General features: G+C 75.5%; 12 protein-coding genes. 6 read left to right on the top strand and 6 right to left on the bottom strand.

Translation table 11 applies throughout. From position 1 onward, the window contains the following. Positions 1–125 precede the first annotated feature (125 nt). The 4 genes from CNX65_RS20205 (at position 126) to CNX65_RS35535 (ending at position 4,309) form a co-directional block, all read left to right on the top strand. Positions 126–1,394: a cation:proton antiporter gene (locus CNX65_RS20205; RefSeq protein WP_096495153.1), complete on the top strand. Its 1,269-nt coding sequence runs from the start codon at positions 126–128 to the stop codon at positions 1,392–1,394. Between the two features lie 576 nt (positions 1,395–1,970). Next, positions 1,971–3,326 carry a HAMP domain-containing sensor histidine kinase gene (locus CNX65_RS20215; RefSeq protein ID WP_096495155.1) on the top strand — a complete coding sequence of 452 codons (1,356 nt, stop codon included), beginning with the start codon at positions 1,971–1,973 and terminating at the stop codon, positions 3,324–3,326. A 201-nt stretch (positions 3,327–3,527) separates the two neighbouring features. Further along, a complete protein-coding gene (locus CNX65_RS35530) occupies positions 3,528–4,094 on the top strand; it encodes a hypothetical protein (protein WP_157767746.1) in 567 nt (188 codons plus the stop codon). Then, positions 4,028–4,309 (top strand): hypothetical protein, encoded by a 282-nt coding sequence (locus tag CNX65_RS35535; RefSeq protein WP_157767747.1) that lies wholly within the window; start codon positions 4,028–4,030, stop codon positions 4,307–4,309. The genes CNX65_RS35530 and CNX65_RS35535 overlap by 67 nt, the downstream gene beginning before the upstream one ends. Before the next feature lie 306 nt (positions 4,310–4,615). Here the strand turns inward: CNX65_RS35535 and CNX65_RS20225 are convergent, their stop codons facing one another. The 3 genes from CNX65_RS20225 to CNX65_RS20235 all read right to left on the bottom strand — a co-directional run bounded on the left by CNX65_RS20225 (position 4,616) and on the right by CNX65_RS20235 (position 11,679). Beyond that, positions 4,616–5,161 (bottom strand): tetratricopeptide repeat protein, encoded by a 546-nt coding sequence (locus tag CNX65_RS20225; RefSeq protein WP_232519924.1) that lies wholly within the window; start codon positions 5,159–5,161, stop codon positions 4,616–4,618. Between the two features lie 221 nt (positions 5,162–5,382). Beyond that, entirely contained in the window at positions 5,383–10,425 is a 5,043-nt protein-coding gene (locus tag CNX65_RS20230; RefSeq protein ID WP_096495156.1) for a hypothetical protein, read from the bottom strand. Between the two features lie 114 nt (positions 10,426–10,539). Continuing rightward, complete coding sequence (locus CNX65_RS20235; RefSeq protein WP_096495157.1) at positions 10,540–11,679, bottom strand: L-talarate/galactarate dehydratase; 1,140 nt, start codon at positions 11,677–11,679, stop codon at positions 10,540–10,542. Positions 11,680–11,785: 106 nt separating this feature from the next. Between CNX65_RS20235 and CNX65_RS20240 the strand changes: the two genes are divergently transcribed. Continuing rightward, positions 11,786–12,775, top strand: coding sequence for an ADP-ribosylglycohydrolase family protein (locus CNX65_RS20240; protein WP_232519925.1), 990 nt, complete (start codon positions 11,786–11,788; stop codon positions 12,773–12,775). A gap of 6 nt (positions 12,776–12,781) precedes the next feature. On the opposite strand, the gene CNX65_RS20245 is transcribed toward CNX65_RS20240, so the two are convergent. Next, the gene (locus tag CNX65_RS20245) at positions 12,782–14,116 is read right to left on the bottom strand and encodes an outer membrane protein assembly factor BamB family protein (protein WP_157767748.1); all 1,335 of its coding nucleotides are present in this window, start codon (positions 14,114–14,116) and stop codon (positions 12,782–12,784) included. A 366-nt stretch (positions 14,117–14,482) separates the two neighbouring features. Between CNX65_RS20245 and CNX65_RS20250 the strand changes: the two genes are divergently transcribed. Further along, positions 14,483–16,327 carry a Calx-beta domain-containing protein gene (locus tag CNX65_RS20250; protein WP_232519926.1) on the top strand — a complete coding sequence of 615 codons (1,845 nt, stop codon included), beginning with the start codon at positions 14,483–14,485 and terminating at the stop codon, positions 16,325–16,327. On the opposite strand, the gene CNX65_RS36295 is transcribed toward CNX65_RS20250, so the two are convergent. Both CNX65_RS36295 and CNX65_RS20255 read right to left on the bottom strand, forming a co-directional pair. Next, positions 16,324–16,626: a hypothetical protein gene (locus CNX65_RS36295; RefSeq protein ID WP_177154288.1), complete on the bottom strand. Its 303-nt coding sequence runs from the start codon at positions 16,624–16,626 to the stop codon at positions 16,324–16,326. The two genes, CNX65_RS20250 and CNX65_RS36295, sit on opposite strands and share 4 nt — an antisense overlap. After that, positions 16,581–17,054: a hypothetical protein gene (locus CNX65_RS20255; protein WP_177154289.1), complete on the bottom strand. Its 474-nt coding sequence runs from the start codon at positions 17,052–17,054 to the stop codon at positions 16,581–16,583. Before CNX65_RS20255 ends, CNX65_RS36295 begins: the two co-directional genes overlap by 46 nt.

Genomic DNA, 17,054 nt, shown 5'->3' on the forward strand with positions numbered 1-17,054 from the left:
TCCCCGCGGACGGCGCCCCTCCCCGCCCGACCGACCCGGTCCGGCCCCCGGCCCCGCTTCCGGGTCCACCGGCGCCGCCCGCTCCCCCGCACTCCCCCCACTCCACTCCCCCCGGAGGGCTTCCTGTGACCCCCACCCAACTGGCGCCCGCGTTCTTCCTCGCGGTCGTCGTGGTGCTAGTCGTGTGCCGCGTGGTCGGCTGGCTGCTGCGCCTGGTCGGCCAGCCACCGGTGGTCGGCGAGATGGTCGCCGGCGTCGTGCTCGGACCCTCGGTGTTCGGGGCGCTGCTGCCGGGGGCGTCGGCGGAGCTGTTCCCCGCCGAGCTGCGGCCGGTGCTGTACGTGGTCGGGCAGATCGGCCTGGTGGCGTTCATGTTCCGGGCGGGCTGGGAGTTCCGGGTGGACCGGCTGGGCGCGGTCGCGCGGTCGGCTGGCCTGGTGTCGCTGGCGGGCGTGCTGGTGCCGCTGCTGCTGGGCGCCGGGCTGACCTGGGCGACGGCGGGCAACCCGGCGCTGTTCTCCTCGGGCACGCCGGTCCTGGTGTCGGTGCTGTTCGTCGGGGTGACGCTGTCGATCACGGCGTTCCCGATGCTGGCCAGGATCATCACCGAGCGCGGGCTGACGGACAGCAGGTTCGGGACGCTGGCGATGGGCGCGGGCGCGATCGACGACGCGGTCGCGTGGGTGCTGCTGGCCGGGGTGCTGAGCATCGCGGCGGGCAGCGCCGGACCGGTCGCGCTGGCGGTCGGCGGCTCCGGGCTGCTGGTGGTCGGACTGGCGCTGGCGCTGCGGTCGCGCCCGAGGGCGGTGGCGCTGGCCGAGCGGATCGGCGTGGAGGACCTGCTGATCGTGGTGCTGGGCGCGCTGTTCCTGATCGCCTGGTACACCGACACGATCGGGTTGTACGCGGTGTTCGGGGCGTTCAGCCTCGGCGTGGTGTTCCCGCGCTCGGAGCGGCTGGACCGGGCCGTGGAGTCGCTGCGGCCGGTGGGCGCGCTGTTCCTGCCGCTGTTCTTCACCTACTCGGGGCTGAACACGGACTTCGCGCTGCTGGGCAGCGCCGAGACGCTGGCGTTCACGGCGGTGTGCGTGCTGCTGGCGGTGGCGGGCAAGTTCGGGGCGTGCTGGATGGCCGCGCGGCTGGTGGGCGAGCCGCAGCCGGTGGCGCTGCGGGTCGGGGCGCTGATGAACGCGCGCGGGCTGATGCAGCTGATCGCGATCAACGTGGGGCTGGCTGCGGGCATCGTGACGCCCGCGCTGTTCAGCGCGCTGGTCGTGGTGGCGCTGGTGACGACGATCATGGCCACGCCGCTGCTGTCGCTGTTCGACCGGCGGGACCGGGCGCGCGGCACGGTCGTGTCGGACGAGGTGACGGGGGTGTCGGCGCGCGGGTGAGCCTGACGTGAGCGCGCCCCCGGACCGGCGAGGCCGTCGGTCCGGGGGCGCTGGCGGGTGGGACGTCAGCACCCCACCTCGGGGATGTCAGGAAAATATGCGCACATCGACCCCTGATTTCCGCATTTGCTCCGGCCTTCTCGAGTTCTGTCGAAAAGCGTTTCTTCTTCGCGCGGAACGGGATCACTCTGAGCAGCGCGGGCAGGAATGGGGGCCCACAGCGTGGCCCCGGCCGGTCCAGCCCACCGCGCGGGCCAGTGGCCAGAGGTCGCGCCAGGTGGGCACGCGGTGCTCCGGGGTGAAGGTCCTGCCGCAGTTGTCGCAGATCAGGGTGATCGGGTTCGGTGCGCTGGCGGTGGGGATCGCGGTCACGGTGGCGGACATCTGCCTTCTTCACGGGGAACGGGCACCGGCCGCTTCCGCCCGGCCGGTGCCCGTGTTGGTGCACCCTGCATCGTTGCCGACGGCTACCGGTGTTCCCACCGGAAACCGCTTCGGGCAACCTTGCGATCACCTTGCGATCCGCTGCGGTACCGGTGTCGCGGGGGCACGCTGGCACGCGGTCGAGGAGGTGCTGTGCCGAAGTTGTCGCTGCGCAGGAGGGTCGCGGTGCTGCTCGGGTCGGGTTCGCTGCTGATCACGAGCACGCTGTCGTTCGCCACCTGGAGCCTCACGTCGGAGTACCTGCTGCGCCAGCGCGAGCAGTCGGCCACCCGCCAGGCCGAGGTGAACGTGAAGCTGGTGGAGGCCGCGCTGGTGACCGGGTCGGCGGGGTTGGAGGAGCTGCTGACCGGGCTCACCACCGGCCCGGACTCGACGGTGCTGGTGCACCGGGGCGACCGGGTGCTGGCCAGCGGCAGGCAGGTGCGGCCGGAGTCGGTGCCGGGCGAGCTGGTCGACCTGGGCAAGCGCGGCACGCCCGCCACGCAGCGGCTGCGCGTCGAGGGGGTGCCGGTGCTGGCCGTGGTGCTGCCGCTGGGTGGGCCCGACGGGGTGTACGTGGAGCTGGCGCCGCTGGTGCAGCTGGACCGGACGTTCCGGTTCCTGAGCGCGCTGCTGGTCGCGGGCGCGCTGGCGGGTGGGGCGCTGGGCACCGCGTTGGGCTTCTGGGCGAGCGGGAAGGCGCTGAGGCCGCTGTCGGAGCTGACCAGGGCGGCGGCGCGGGTGGCGCGCGGGGACCTGGCGGCGCGGGTGCCGCAGCAGAACGACCCGGACCTGGACCAGCTGGCCACCTCGTTCAACTCCACCGCGGACGCGCTGGAGCGGCGGGTGCTGCGCGACGCGCGGTTCGCGGGCGACGTCAGCCACGAGCTGCGCTCCCCGCTGACCACCATGGTCAACGCGGCGGCGGTGCTGCGGCGGCGGGGCGCCGAGCTGGACGGCACGGCGGGCAAGGCGCTGGCCCTGCTCACGTCCGAGGTGGACCGCTTCGCCCGGATGGTCGTGGACCTGCTGGAGATCTCCCGCTCCGCCGAGCACGAGCTGACCGACCCGGACCCGATCGACGTGGCCGAACTCCTCCGCAACGTCCTGACCGCCCGCCGCTCGACCGTGCCGCTGGACGCGGTGGACGAGGCCGTGCTGGTCCTGGGCGACCACCGGATGCTCGACCGGGTGGTGAGCAACCTGCTGGACAACGCCGAGCGCCACGCGGGCGGCGCGGTCCGGGTGGGCCTGCTGAGGCGGGGCGACCGGGCGCGCATCGAGGTGGACGACGCGGGCGCGGGCGTGCCGGAGCAGTTGCGGGAGCGGATCTTCGAGCGCTTCGACCGGGGCGCGCGGGCGGGCAGCCGGGGCGGCGGGGGCGGGAGCGGGCTGGGCTTGGCGCTCGTGGCGCAGCACGTGCGGCGGCATGGTGGAGTGGTGCTCGTCGAGGAGCGCCCCGGCGGCGGGGCGCGGTTCGCCGTGGAGATCCCGGAGGTGGGCGCGTGAGACGTGGAGGGACGAGGTCGGGCGGGGCTCGGGCTGCCGGCGCGCACGCCGGAGGCGGGCGGGCGTGGGATGGGCGGGCGCGGGGTGGGCGGCTCGGGGGCGAGCGGCTCGGGGGTAAGAGGCAGGGCGGTGAGCGGCAGGACGGCCCACGGCCCGGCAGCGAACGGCGCGGCGGCCAGCACTGCGGCAGCAAGCGGTGCGATGGCGAGCGACAGGGTGACCAGCGGCAGGAGGGCCAGCGGCAGGAGGGCCAGCAGCAGGACGGCCAGCGGCACAGTGGCCAGCAGCGGGACGGCCAACGGCAGGGCGTCGAGCAGCAGGGGGGCCAGCGGCAAGGTGACCAGCAGCGGGGTGGCCAGCGGCACAGTGGTCAGCGGCGGGATGGCCAGCAGCAGGACGGCCAGCGGCACAGTGGCCAGCAGCGGGACGGCCAACGGCAGGGCGTCGAGCAGCAGGGGGGCCAGCGGCAAGGTGACCAGCAGCGGGGTGGCCAGCGGCACAGTGGTCAGCGGCGGGATGGCCAGCAGCAGGACGGCCAGCGGCACAGTGGCCAGCAGCGGGACGGCCAGCGGCAGGGCGTCGAGCAGCAGGGGGGCCAGCGGCAAGGTGACCAGCAGCGGGGTGGCCAGCAGCGGGGTGGCGGCGCGGTCCAGGGTGGACGGCGCGGACGTGGTGGTCGTGGTGGGCGGGGTCAGGTCGGGATGGGCGAGGTTCGGCTCGGCGGCGTGCTCGGCCTGGTGCTGCTGCTGTGCTCGGCCTGCGGGGTGACGGTGCAGAACAAGCCGCAACCACTGGTCACCTCTCCCCCGACCACGCCGACCACCACCCAGGTGACCACGATCCCGACGACAGGGGAGGTCACCGACACGGCGCCCGCGCCGACCACCGAGGAGCCACCGACCACCACCACGACGTCCACGAGCGACTCGGCGACGGTGGGCGAAACCACCACGCCCACCGGCACGACGCCCCCCGCGAACTGACCCCGACCCCGCACCGCCCCTGCCCAGCACACCGCCACTCGCCCGCCGGGCCACCACGCCTACCGCGCCGCGCACCACCTACCGAGGCGCCCCCACCCACCGAAGCGCCTCGCCCACCGCGCCGCCCCACCTTCTGAGCCGCGCCGCTCCGCCTTCTGAGCCGCGCCGCCCCACCTACCGAGGCACCCCACCAGCGGTCAGAGCCCGTGGCAGGGGCAGCAGCGCCCGTGGCAGGGTCTCAGCCTGCGTCCGTAGCAGGGTCATCCCGTGTTCGGAGTGGGATCAGTGCTCGTTCGGAGCGGGGTCTCAATCCGCGTTCGGGGTGGTCGTCAGTTCTGCGGCGTAGCCGCGCAGGGCGCGCTGGTAGCGCTGGAGGTCGGGGCTGTCGACGCGGTCCACCGCCAAGGTGAGCAGGAGTGCCACGGCCTCGGGGGCGCGGCCCGCGCTGGTCAGGGCCAGTGCGAGGAACGCACGGACCGAGTCGTGGCCGGGGAACTCGCGGTCGGCGCGCTCCAGCGCGGCGATGGCCTCGTCGTGCCTGCCCAGGTTGCGCAGGGTGCTGCCGTACTGGATCAGGCCCTGCCGCAGCCGGTCGCCGTCCAGGCCCGCCGCGAAAGCGCGCTCGTACGCCGGGGCCGCCTCGGCCTCGTGACCGGCGTAGTCGAGCGAGCCCGCGTACTCGAACAGCGCCACCACGTCGTCCGGGTGCTCGGCCAGCAGCGCGCGGAAGTGCTCGACGGTCGGCTCCGGGTCGTTCGGGTCCGCGCTCGCCCAGCCCCGCTCCACGGCCTCGTCCACGGTGGTCATGCCCAGCGCCCCCTCGGTGATCGTCCGCGCGCCCCGGTGGCGCACGGACGATCAACGCATACACCGCCGCGTCCGTCCAAGCGATGTGGCGGGGTCACCGGACGGCGGCCAGGCGGCGACACCCGGCAGCGCGACACCCGGCAGCGCGGCGACCAAGCAGGGGTAACGCCTGGCAGCGGGGCGACCTGGCAGCGGTAACGGCCTGGCGGCGGGGTGAGGCGGGTCTGGCGGCACCGCTTCTTGTGGGTCTCAGCTTCTTGTGGGTCTCAGCGGCGGCTCCTCTTCCCGCCCAGCTTCTCGTAGGCGGGGACCGCGCCCGCCCGGACCTCCGCCCACGCCCTGGTGAACAGGTCCGCCACCGGTTCGGCGGGGAGCACCGGGCCCTCCGGGTGGACCGGCAGCGGGTACAGGCGTTCCTTCCAGGTCTCCACCGGCAGGGCGGGCGTGGGCAGGTCGCGCCAGCCGCCCGGCAGGAACAGGGTTCGGCCCGCCCTGGCGCGCTTCGCGGTCAGCACCAGGTCGGTCCCGGCCAGCTCGGCCCTCGCCTTGCGCAGGCGCGTGGGCTTCCAGCCGGTCCAGCGGGCCGCGTTGGCGTCGGTCGGGTCGGGCAGGGCGAGCAGCTGGAGGTACAGGGTCGCCGCGTCGGGTGAGAGGGACAGCGCCCCCGCCGCCTCGGCCACCAGGTGCGGGACCGAGTTGTTCGGGTCCTGGGCGTGCGCCGACGGGTCGGCGCCCGCCGCCGGGGCGCACAGGGTCGCCAGGCCGTCGGAGCGCAGCAGGTCCAGGTCGTTCAGGACCGCCTCGCCGTCGAGCGCCTTCGCCAGCGCCACCAGCAGGTCCCGGTCCGCCTGCCCGACCAGGCCCGGTCGGACCGCGACCGTGCAGTAGTCGTCCTCGGCGGCCACCTCCACGAAACCCCGGTGCACCAGCACCTTGCCCGATTCGAGCGCGGGCACGCCGAGCAGCTTCTTGACCTTCCGCACCTCCTCCCACGCGCCCAGCTCCACCAGGAACGCGGGCGAGTGCGCCCGCGCCCTGGCCAGTTCGAGCGCGCGGGACAACTCCACGCGCAGCGGTGAACCACCGGGCAGGTGGTAGCCGAGCCAGGCCAGCAGGCGGGGCAGGACGTCCAGGTGGTCCGAGTCGAACCCGGCCTCGTCGCCCTGCTCCAGCTCGATCCCGCTGAAGCGCTGACCGCCGTCGGCGGTCAGCCAGGACGCGCGGTCCGGGTTGGTCAGACCGACGAGCAAAGCGGCGATGTCGTCGCGGCTGAACGCCTTGTGCGCCGCGATCAGCAGGTCCTCCGGCACCGGGGTGCGGCGGCCGTGCGCGGTGTTCCACTCCAGGGCCACCGCGTCCACGTCCGGGCCCTCGGTCCACAGGCGCAGCGGGTCGGCGGGCACGGCGGCGTTGAGGAGGCGACCGCGCTCGTCGTCCTCCAGCGGGCCCAGCGTGGCCTTGGCGACGAGCGCGGCGTCGCGGGACAGGCCCAGCTCCTTGCGCAGCGCGGTGCCCAGGTAATTGCCGCCCCACGCGCCCACGCCCGGCATCCCGGCCAGCAGCACGGTCGCCTCGGCGCCGCTGAGGCCGGTGAGCTCCACCAGCCGGTCGACCGCCTCCGGCCGCCACGGCGCGGGACCGCGCTCGGCCAGCGCGTCCAGGAACACCGGCACGGCGTTCCGGTCGATGCCGGGGTCGAGCGGCCAGTGCTCGCTGAGCCGCCAGCCCTCGGGCAGCGCGAACCCGTCGCGGCCGAACTGCAGGCCCTCGAAGCTGCGGCCGGGCACGTCCAGCCAGCTCTCCTCGAACAGGGCGACGAACCCGTCGTCGGTCGGCGCCACCCGGTTCTCCGGGTCGGGGCCGCGCTCGGGCAGCACCAGCTCCACCGACCGCCACCGGCCGGAGCCGTCCGCGATCGGGCTGGACGCCAGCACCCGCAGCAGCTCGGCCAGCGCGGCGCGCTGCCCTGGCGGGGTGAACGGCGAGGCGGCCCGGTGCATGAGAGAGCGCAGGTGCGGGATCACCCTGGCCCAGTCCGGTGAGGACACCTCGGGCAGCGGTCCGGGCACCGGGTCGGCCGAGGCCTCGACCAGCGCCGCGATCAGGTCGGGCAGCGCGGACGGCGGCCCGGACACGTCGTCGTCGGTGTGGGAGGCGAACCAGTTGACCGCCCGGTTGATGCCGGCGTCGGTGAGCGCGGCGGACTCGGGCGTGGTGGGGCGCGCGGTCTCGTCGATCAGCCTGGCCGCCTCGGCGACCCGCGCGAACGCCCGGAAGCCCTTCTGCAGGCGCGCCGCCCTGCGGACCTCGGCGACCACGGCGATGAGCAGCTCGGGGTGCGTCAGCGCGGGCAGGCGCTCGGCGACCACGTGGGCCAGCGCCGTGAACCGCCCGGCGGACGGGCCGCCGGGAGCGGTGGCCACAGCGGCTTGACCGCCGGCGGCAACGGCCGGACCACCGGTCGCAGGGTCCGAAGAGGACGTTCCGCCCGGCTGTCCCGGCTGTCCCGACTGCGCGCCCGCACCGGCGCCAGCGGCCGAAGGCGGAAGGGCGTCCGACTCCTCGGCGCTCAACCCACCAGCGCTCAACCCCCCTGCGCTTGATCCCCTTGCGCCTGATCCCCCAGCGCCCGTGCCACCCCCGCTCGCGCGCAGCAGCGCCACCTCCGCCGCGATGACGGCGGGCAGCGCGGTCTCGGCCGTCGCCAGCGCGGCGGTGATCAGCTCGCGCGCGTCCTCCTCGGTGACCGCCCGCAGCGCGGCGGAACCGGCCTCGTCGCGGGGCCGCAGCGCGTGCCACCACGCGACCGGCGGCACCAGCGGGGTGCCCGAGGCGCCCTCCGGGCGGCGCTCGCCCACGTCGAAGCTCGCCAGCAGCGCGCCCGAGGTGTCGCGCAGCTCGATCGTCTCGTACTCGGCGCGCACCACCAGCCGCGCACCACCGGGCAGGTCCAGCAGCCCCGAGGGCGCGCCCGCCTCGCGCGGCTGCCGCACCGCGCGCCCGTCAACGCCCTCGCCCGACCAGGACCCGTCCGGTTCGGCGCGCACCCGCCAGCCGTGCAGCCCGCCGGACGCGCCGAGCGGGCTCGCCTCCGTGCCGGGGGCGACCGGGCGCAGGTGGCAGTCGTCCAGCTCGCGCTTCGCGCCGAACTCCTCCAGGAAGGTCGGCAGGCTCGACCGCCCCAGGTCGCCGGTGGCCGGGTCGACCTCGCGCCAGCCAGCGTCGGTGTCGACCCACAGGGTGACGCCGTCGCCGTGGACCGGGCGCGGGAAGGGCGCGTGGGTGTCGCCGGGGCTGACCGCGCGACCGCCGGTGCAGCGGGCCCCGCCGGGCAGCGCGAGGGACGGGACGGCCTCGCGGTCGCGGTACGGGTCGATCCCGCTGAGCGGGTCGAACAGCACCGTCGGCGCGTCGCTCCAGTACGCCAGCTCCTCGCCGTGGTCGGCGTGCCAGCGCACCAGCAGGCGGCCGTCGAACCACCAGGCGGTCGGCGCGTAGTCCCAGTCGTGCCTGCGCTCCAGCGGCACGCGGGAGCGGTGCTCCGCGAGCAGCCCGTCCGGCCCGGCCACGGCGAACTCCTCGCCCGCGCGCAGCACCAGCGCGGGCCAGCCCTCGCCCGCGATCTCGGCCTCCGCGCCGAGCAGCCCGGCCGCGCGGTCCAGCGCGGGCCAGCCCAGCTCGTCCAGCAGGCCGGTGCGCAGCACCGAGGCGAGCAGGGTGGCGACGTCGGCGTCCGCGATGGTCTCGGCGGCCTCGGGCAGTACGGCGAACGCCTCGGGCACGCCCAGCGGCCCCAGCTCGGCCAGGTGCCGCTCCAGGTCGGGCAGACCGGTGGCGCCGAGCGCGGTGACGCGCACGGCCAACCACGCCGACAGCGCGGAGCGCAGCCCCGGCACGGCCATCGCCGCGCGCACCGCCGCCGGGTTGGCCAGGCCCGAGGAGCCCGCGTTGGCCAGGTGCTGGACCAGCCCGGAGCCCAGGTGGGCCCTGGTGCGGTCGGAGGTGGCGAGGGCGACCAGGTCGCGGCGGCCGGGCAGCTCGTCGGCGAGCCAGGAGTCGACGGCGAAGTTGCGCCGCTCCCCCGTCTCCTCGGTCAGCTCGAACGGGACGTCCAGGACGAGCAGCAGGTCGAGCAGGTCGAGCTCGCCCTGCCGCCAGGTGTGCGGGAAGCGGACCGGGACGGCGTCGGCGGTCAGCCGAGGCGCGAGGCGGGCGACCAGCTCCAGCAGGCGCTCGGAGCGCGGGGTGTCGCCGCCCCAGGAGAGGTCGCGCAGCTGGACCACCGACGTCAGCCAGGCCGCCGCGCCGACCGTCCCGGTGCCGTCGACCAGGTGCGCGGTCGCCCCGCACGCCTCCAGCAGGTCGAGCCAGTCGTCCAGGTCGTCGCGGTCGTCCGGGACGAGCTCCAGCAGCCGGGGCGCGAGCGCCGGGTCCTTCGCGGACAGCCGCAGCAGGGCCGGGCGGTAGCGCTTCCAGAACTTGCCGCCCGCGCGGGAGACGCCGCGCAGGCCGAGCAGGCGGGTGAGCAGCCGCTCGTCCTCGGCGTCCGGGTCGAGCCCGGCGGCGGTGGCGAGCCTGCGCAGGTCGTCCGGCATGGAGTTGTGCGGGGCCAGCCCGCCCGCGCAGCGCCGCACGCACAGGTGCAGCACCAGCTCGTAGGCCTCGACCGGGTCGAGCCTGCCCTGCAGGGACTTGGTGAACGAGGTCAGCGCCTTCACGGTCAGCGCGCCCGCGAACGCGAACTCCAGGAACACCTCGCGCAGCCGCTCGACGTCCAGCGGGAGGTCGTGCACCTCCTCGGCCTGCCTGGCCCTGCCGAACATGGCGCCCGCGTAGCTGGTGCTGCCGTGCGCCAGGAACGCGCGCCCGGCCTCCTCGTACAGGGTGGGCAGGAAGTGCGGCGCGGACCGGGCGAGCCGCTCGCCGAGCGCGAGGAACCCGGTCTTGGCGGCCTCGGCGCGCGAGCGGGCCAGCGCGCCGAGCCGCTCGACGTCCTTGACCAGGTCGAGCGCGTGGTGCCCGTTGTCCGGGTCGTTGGCCAGCGCCCAGGCGGGGAAGCCGAGCGCGACGCGCTTGCCGGTGCCGACCTCGCGGACCCGGTCGGGGGCGTCGAACCCGAGGTAGTCGCAGGTCAGGTCCTCGGCTCGGGCGAGGAGGGCGGGGACGAGCCGGACCACGGCGCGACCGGGGGCGGCCGGGTGGGCGTAGCGCCTGGCCGTGATCGCGTCCTGCCCCGGCGCGGCGGGGCGCCGACCGGGGAGCACCGCGCCCGCGGCGATGAGCCCGGCGTCGGGATGTGCCTCGTCCACCCTGTCCTCCTCGTTCCCCTGGGGTTGGCGCCAAGGTAGCGAGGGGGTCCGACAAAAACCGGTGCTCCGCGACGGGGTGGGCGAGGCCACCCCGTCGCAGTTCACCCGGTCAGGTCACTGTGGACCGGTGACGGTGGTGCGCTCGACCGTCCACGCGCGAGCCTGCTCGGTGAGCGTGAGCCCCAGGCCCGGCCGGTCCGGGACCACCATCCGGCCGTCGACGACCTCGGCGCGCTCGTGGAACAGCGGCTCCAGCCACTCGAAGTGCTCCACCCAGGCGGTGCCGGGGTAGGCGGCGGCCAAGTGCAGGTGGACCTCCATCACGAAGTGCGGGGCCAGCGCGAGGTGGTGCTGGTCGGCGAGGGCGGCGACGCGCAGGAACGGGGTGATGCCACCGATCCTGGGCGCGTCGGGCTGGAGGAAGTCGGTGGCGCCGCCGGTGATCAGCGCCCAGTGCTCGGCGACGGAGGTGAGCATCTCGCCGGTGGCGACCGGGGTGTCCAGCGCGGCGGCGAGGGCGGCGTGCCCCGCGGTGTCGTGCGCGTCCAGCGGCTCCTCGATCCAGGTCAGGTCGAACCGCTCCAGCTCGCGGCAGACCCGCGCGGCGCGGGCGCGGTCCCACTGCTGGTTGGCGTCGACCATGAGCGGGACGCCGTCGCCGAGGTGCTCGCGCACGGCCGCGACCCGCGTGAGGTCCTGCGCGGGGTCGGGGTGGCCGACCTTGACCTTGATGCCGCCGATGCCGCGCGAGCGCGCGTGGTCGGCGTTGTCGAGCACCTGCTCCAGCGGCGCGGACAGGAACCCGCCGGAGGTGTTGTAGCAGGGCACCGCGTCGCGGTGGGCGCCGATGAGCTTGGCCAGCGGCAGGGTCGCGCGCTTGGCCTTGAGGTCCCACAGGGCGATGTCGAACGCGGCGATGGCCTGCCCGGCCAGCCCGCCCCGGCCGACCGACGCGCCAGCCCAGGACAGCTTGCGCCACAACCGGTCCACGTCGCTGGGGTCCTCGCCGATCAGCTCGGGGGCGATCTCGGCGGCGTGCGCGTGGAGCGCGGGGCCACCGGCGCGCTTGGAGTACGCCAGCCCCAGCCCGGTCAGCCCGGACTCGGCGGTGATCTCGGCGAGCAGCAGCGCCACCGAGGTGAGCGGCTTCTGCCTGCCGGTGAGCACTTTCGCGTCGCTGACCGGGGTGGGCAGCGGCAGGTGCGCCAGCGACAGGGCGACGGAGGTGACGGCGTCGCCGGGAGGGTGAGGCATCGGTGCTCCTCGGTGCTCGCGGACGGCGGCGGCTCCCCCAGTGTGCCCGCGCGGGCGGGGCGCGGGCGGCGGGGCTTCGGGTTCGGCGCGGGTTAGGGTGGGCCGCGTGGACCGCGCCGCAGGATCGTTCTACGGGCTCGCCTTCGGCGACTCGCTGGCCAAGCCGACCGAGTTCCTGTCCGTCGAGCAGATCGAGCAGCGCTACGGCGACGGCCCCGACCGCCTGGAGGGCGATCCGGCGCTGGTCACCGACGACACCCAGATGGCGCTTGCGGTGGCGTGGGCGCTGCGCGACGCGTCCGGGCTGACCCCGGAGGCGCTGGAGCCCCGGCTGCGCGAGCGGTTCGTGGCGTGGGCGCACAGCCCCGACAACAACCGGGCGCCCGGCATGACCTGCCTGCGCGCGGTGGGCGGGCTGGCCGAGGGCCTGCCGTGGACGGCCGCGACGATGCCCGCGTCCAAGGGGTGCGGGGCGAACATGCGGGTCACCCCGGTCGGGCTGGTCCCCGGTCTTGACCTGGACCTGCTGGCCGGGATCTCCCAGCTCCAGGCGGCCATGACGCACGGCCACCCCACGGCGCCCGCCGCCTCGGAGCTGACCGCGCTGGCGACCCGGCTGCTGGTGGACGGCGCGGACCTGGTCGACCTGCCCGCGCTCCTGCTCGACCGGTGCGCGAGCGAGCGCGAGCGCTACCGCGCGGACTGGCTGGGCGAGCTGTGGGAGGTGGCCGGGGCCGCCTCGCCGGTGGCGTTCGCCCGCGCGGGCTGGGACGAGTGCGCCGCCGCGCTCCAGGTGCTGGTGGACGTGCTGTCCCGGCCAGACGACGGCGCGGACCCCTGCCTGGGCACCGGCGAGGGCTGGATCGCCGAGGAGGCGCTGGCGACCGCGTTGCAGTGCGCGGTCCGGCACGCGGACGACCCGGTGGCCGCGCTCGTGCGGGCCGCGCGCACCGGCGGTGACTCGGACTCGATCGCCGCGCTGGCGGGCGCGTTCGCGGGCGCCGCGCACGGCATGGCCGGGTGGCCGCAGGACTGGGTGGGGCGGATCGAGTACGCCGACCAGCTCGCCGCGCTGACCGGGGCCCCGATCCGCTGAACCGGCCTAGCCGATGGTGAACATGTCCACCGAGTCGCCGTCGTAGACGGACGACACCGCGTAGGCGCGGCCGTTGGACCACCCGTAGGTGTAGTCGGCCATGCTCGGGCCGCCTCGTGTCCGGGGCCGGTTGTCCACGCTCGTCGAGGTCTGGGCGAGGACCGCGCCGCTGTCGGCGTCGAGCCTGACGAGCCGCTCGTCGAGCATCCGGTCGACGTCCTCCTCCCGCGTCGACGAGGCGATGACGTGGACGCCCCGGTCGTCGCTCGCGACCACGCCCTCGGCGGTGGCCCCCGGCACCGGGACCCGCCAGCGCTCCTCTCCGGTGGCCAGGTAGACGGCGACGACCTCGTTGACCTGACCGGCTTCCGGGGTGGTGACGGCGAGCAGGCAGCCGTGCCCGATGGCGACCCGGCCGGGCCCGTCCGGGGCGGACAGGCCGCCGTGGCCGCTGGGGACCTCCTGCGTCTGGACGAGCGACTCGTTCAGGAACCGGTAGCTCCCGCTGTCCCGGTTCCCGACGTGGACGACGGTCGGGGCGGCCCCCGAGGACACGATGTCCGCCTCGACGTCGGGCAGGTCCGGCCCCGGCAGGTCGTGCTCGGCCAGCACCTCGCCGGTGCTCGGGCGGAACCGCTGCGCGGTGACCGCGTGGTCCACGCCGGGGCAGCGCAGGAGGAGCAGCGACTCGCCCTGGTCGGGGGCGAGGTCGTCGGCGGCGCAGCGGTCGGCGCCGTCCGAGGCGCGGACCAGGGTCCGGCCCCACTTCCGCTCACCGGTGTCGACCGCGAAGGCCGCGACGCCGCCGCCCCTGGCGGCGAGCACGAGGTCGCCGACGACCTGAACCACCCCGCCCGCCCCTGATCCGGCGGCTCCGGGGACGTCCAGCGGGCGCTGCCAGCGGACCTGCCCGGTGGGCAGGTAAACGAGCATCATGTGGTCGCACGCGCCCGAGACGCCGTAGGCCAGGGCCAGCCAGCCCTCGGTGAACTGCGCCGGACCGGCGCAGAACCGGCCTGCGGGCGGGGCGACCTCCCAGTGCTTCCCGCCGCCCTGGCGGGCGCGCGCCACGGCGTGGGTGTCGCGGACCGCGACCACGTCCACCCCGGCGGTCCACGCGCCGATGCTCCTGACGTACGGCGTGGTGTCCCGGCCGGACGCCTGCCAGGAGGCGTAGCGGTCGTCCTCGGTCAGCTCGGGCCAGACGGCCACGACCGAGCCGAGCAGCACGAGCAGCCCCGGAACCACGACCAGCGGCGAGCGCCACCACGGGCGCCCCGGCGTGCGCTCGTGCGCCGGATCGGGTCCGGCACTCCACTCCGGTGCATTCGGAGCAATCACTTCTCCCCCGCTTTCCCACTGAACGGCGTCACCCCAGCGGGGTAGCCCGGAAAATTGCCAGGCGGTGCGAAACCCCGCCTGGCGTAGGCCGAACGTGACCGCATTAACAGGTGCTGGCCACTCCGCGGAGCGGCACGCCCAACCCCAGGTGATCCTCCCCGAAAAAGGGTCATACCACCAGGTAATTGACCGTTTTCCGCACCGCCCCGATGATTCCTCCGCTGGTTCCCGCACTTTGTCGAGCAGTGCTCCCGGAAGGCTTCTCCCATGCCGATCGCCAGATCCTCCTCCGGATCTCCGCCGCGCTTTTCCTTCGGTTTTCCGAAGCGCGGTCCCGTCCGCAGGGCGGCGGTTCTCGCGTTAGCCGTGCTGGCCTCGACGACGACCGTCCTCGGCGTCGCGGCCCCGGCCTCCGCGCAGGTCGTCCCCGCCGAGGTCGAGGTGGTGCTCGGCCCCGGCCAGAGCGCCCAGGTCGCGAAGAAGGTCACCACCCCGGCCGTGCCGCCGAAGCCGGACCTGGTGCTGCTCGCCGACACCACAGGCAGCATGGGCGCGGCGATCGCGAGCGTGCGCTCCAACGCCGACGCGGTCACCGGGCAGGTGCTGGCCGCGCAGCCCGCCGCGCAGTTCGCGGTGGCCGAGTACCGGGACACCGGGGACGCGTTCGCGTTCCGCGTCGACCAGGCGCTGACCGCCGACCGGGACGCGGTGCGCGCGGGCATCGGCCGGTGGAGCGCGTCCGGCGGCGGGGACACCCCCGAGTCCGCGATCAACGCGCTCCACCAGATCGGGCAGGGCGCGACGGGCTTCCGGCCGGACAGCACGCGCATCGTCGCGTGGTTCGGCGACGCGCCCTCGCACGACCCGGTGCTCGGCCGGTCCCTGGCGGACGCGATCGGCGCGCTGCGCTCGGCGGGCGTGCGGGTGGTCGCGGTCAACGTGGCGGGCGCGGGCAGCGGGCTGGACGCGGGCGGGCAGGCGAGCCGGATCACGCGGGAGACCGGCGGCGTGCTGCTCAACCAGGTGCCGCCGGACCAGGTGGCGAGGGCGATCCTGGACGGCGTGCGCGAGGTGCCGGTGACCGTGACGCCGAGGACGACCTCGTGCGACGCGCGGCTGTCGGTGCGCAACGAGCCGTCGTCGCGGACGGTGACCAGCGGGGCCGAGGCCGGGTTCGCCGAGACGATCGAGGTGAAGCCGGGCACCCCCGCGGGCACCTACCACTGCGAGGTGGACTACCAGGTGGACGGGCGCTCGCTCGGGTTCGTGGAGCGCACCGAGGTGCACGTGCCGGGCGTGCGGGTGGGCGACGCGACCGCGTCCGAGGGCGACGGGCAGGCGGTGTTCACCGTGTCGCTGGACCGGCCGAGCCCGAAGCCGGTGACGCTGCGGGCGTCCACCTCGGACGGCTCGGCGGTCGCGCCCGGTGACTACGCGGCGACCTCGCAGGTGGTGACGTTCGCGCCGGGCGAGACGGCGAAGGCGGTCGCGGTGCCGCTGGTGTCCGACGCGGTGGACGAGCTGGACGAGGCGTTCGCGCTGCGGCTGGGCGAGGTCGTGGGCGCGGCGGTGTCCGACGGCGAGGGCGTCGGCACGATCCTGGACGACGACCGCGACGGCGTGTTCACCTGCCGGGCGAGCGTGGTGAACGTGGCGGGCATCGAGCCGGTGGTGGCGAACCCGCCGAACGCGCCGTGCGCCGAGGCGGACCAGACCACGCTGCAGGCGAACCTGGGCTCGGGGCTGCTGAACGCGCGCCTCAAGGCCCTGTCGGCGCGCACGGACCAGACGCCGGACGACCCGTCGGCGAGCCGGGCGGCCGAGGGCGACTCGGTGGTGTCGCGGGCGCTGGTGGAGACGACGACGCTGAGCACGCTCGGGGTGAGCGTGGAGCTGGGCGTGATCCGGTCGGAGGCGTCGGTGACCTGCGTGGCGGGCGAGCACGGGCTGGAGCCGAGGTTCTCCGGCGGGTCGACGATCGACTCGCTGAAGGTCAACGGGGTCCCGGTGACCGTGGTGGGCTCGCAGCCGGTGACGATCCCGCTGGTGGTCGGCTCGCTGCGGCTCAACAGCACCGAGCGCACGGCGGACGGGCTGGTGCAGCGGGCGGTGGTGCTGGACGCGCTGCTGGTGAAGGTCGTGGTGGGCGAGGCGAGGGTGGGCTACCGGGGCACCGACGCGCACCCCGGCGGCAACCCCTGCCAGGGCTAGCGGGATGACTCCCGGCCGCGCCGCACCTCGCGGCGCGGCCGGGGTCTCGCGCGGCGCGCTAGCTCGCCGAGGCCAACCGCCGGCCCCTGGCGCGGTTCACGCCAGAACGCCGCGTACCGGCCGTTCGCGGCCAGCAGCTCCGCGTGCGTGCCGCGCTCGGCGACGCCGATGCCAGTGATGAGCTCGACCACGGCGGAGCTGATGCGCGCGGTGGCGACGTCGAGCCGGGCGGCCTTCTCCCGGTGGTCGCGCATCATCCAGGCGTAGGCCAGCGCGGACAGCGGCAGGGTGCCCAGCACGAACCGCGCGAGCCGCCAGTCCAGCCAGAGCAGGAGACGAGCGCGAGCGCCGAGCCGACCAGGTACCGGCAGATCCCGACCGCCTCGTCCCCGAACCCGGCCGCGACGAGCACCTCGATCCCGGCCCTCACCGCCGAGGCGGACTTGAGGGTCACCGGCCAGGCCGCGAGGGCCCGGCGCGCCACGCCGGGGTGGTGCAGGGCGACCCTCCGCAGGTCGGTCAGCAGGGCGGTGAACCACTCCCGCCGCGGCAACCCCCGGTCGGGCAGCGGGACCGAGGCGAACACCCGCCCGACGACGGCCGCGAGCTGCCGCACCATCCAGCCGTCCACACTGGACCGCACGGTCAACCGCGTCGCGGCGTCCACGACGGCGGACGCCGTGACGGGCGACAGGCCGGAAGCGGCGCGGGAGCGGGGCGCGGACAC

It is taken from the genome of Actinosynnema pretiosum (assembly GCF_002354875.1).
GTDB classification, from domain to species: domain Bacteria; phylum Actinomycetota; class Actinomycetes; order Mycobacteriales; family Pseudonocardiaceae; genus Actinosynnema; species Actinosynnema auranticum.

Bases quoted from the DNA above. Each gene is read 5' to 3' on its own strand.
- CNX65_RS35535 (WP_157767747.1), top strand. From the start codon at position 4,028: ATGGGCGAGGTTCGGCTCGGCGGCGTGCTCGGCCTGGTGCTGCTGCTG.
- CNX65_RS20235 (WP_096495157.1), bottom strand. From the start codon at position 11,679: ATGCCTCACCCTCCCGGCGACGCCGTCACCTCCGTCGCCCTGTCGCTG.
- CNX65_RS35530 (WP_157767746.1), top strand. From the start codon at position 3,528: ATGGCGAGCGACAGGGTGACCAGCGGCAGGAGGGCCAGCGGCAGGAGG.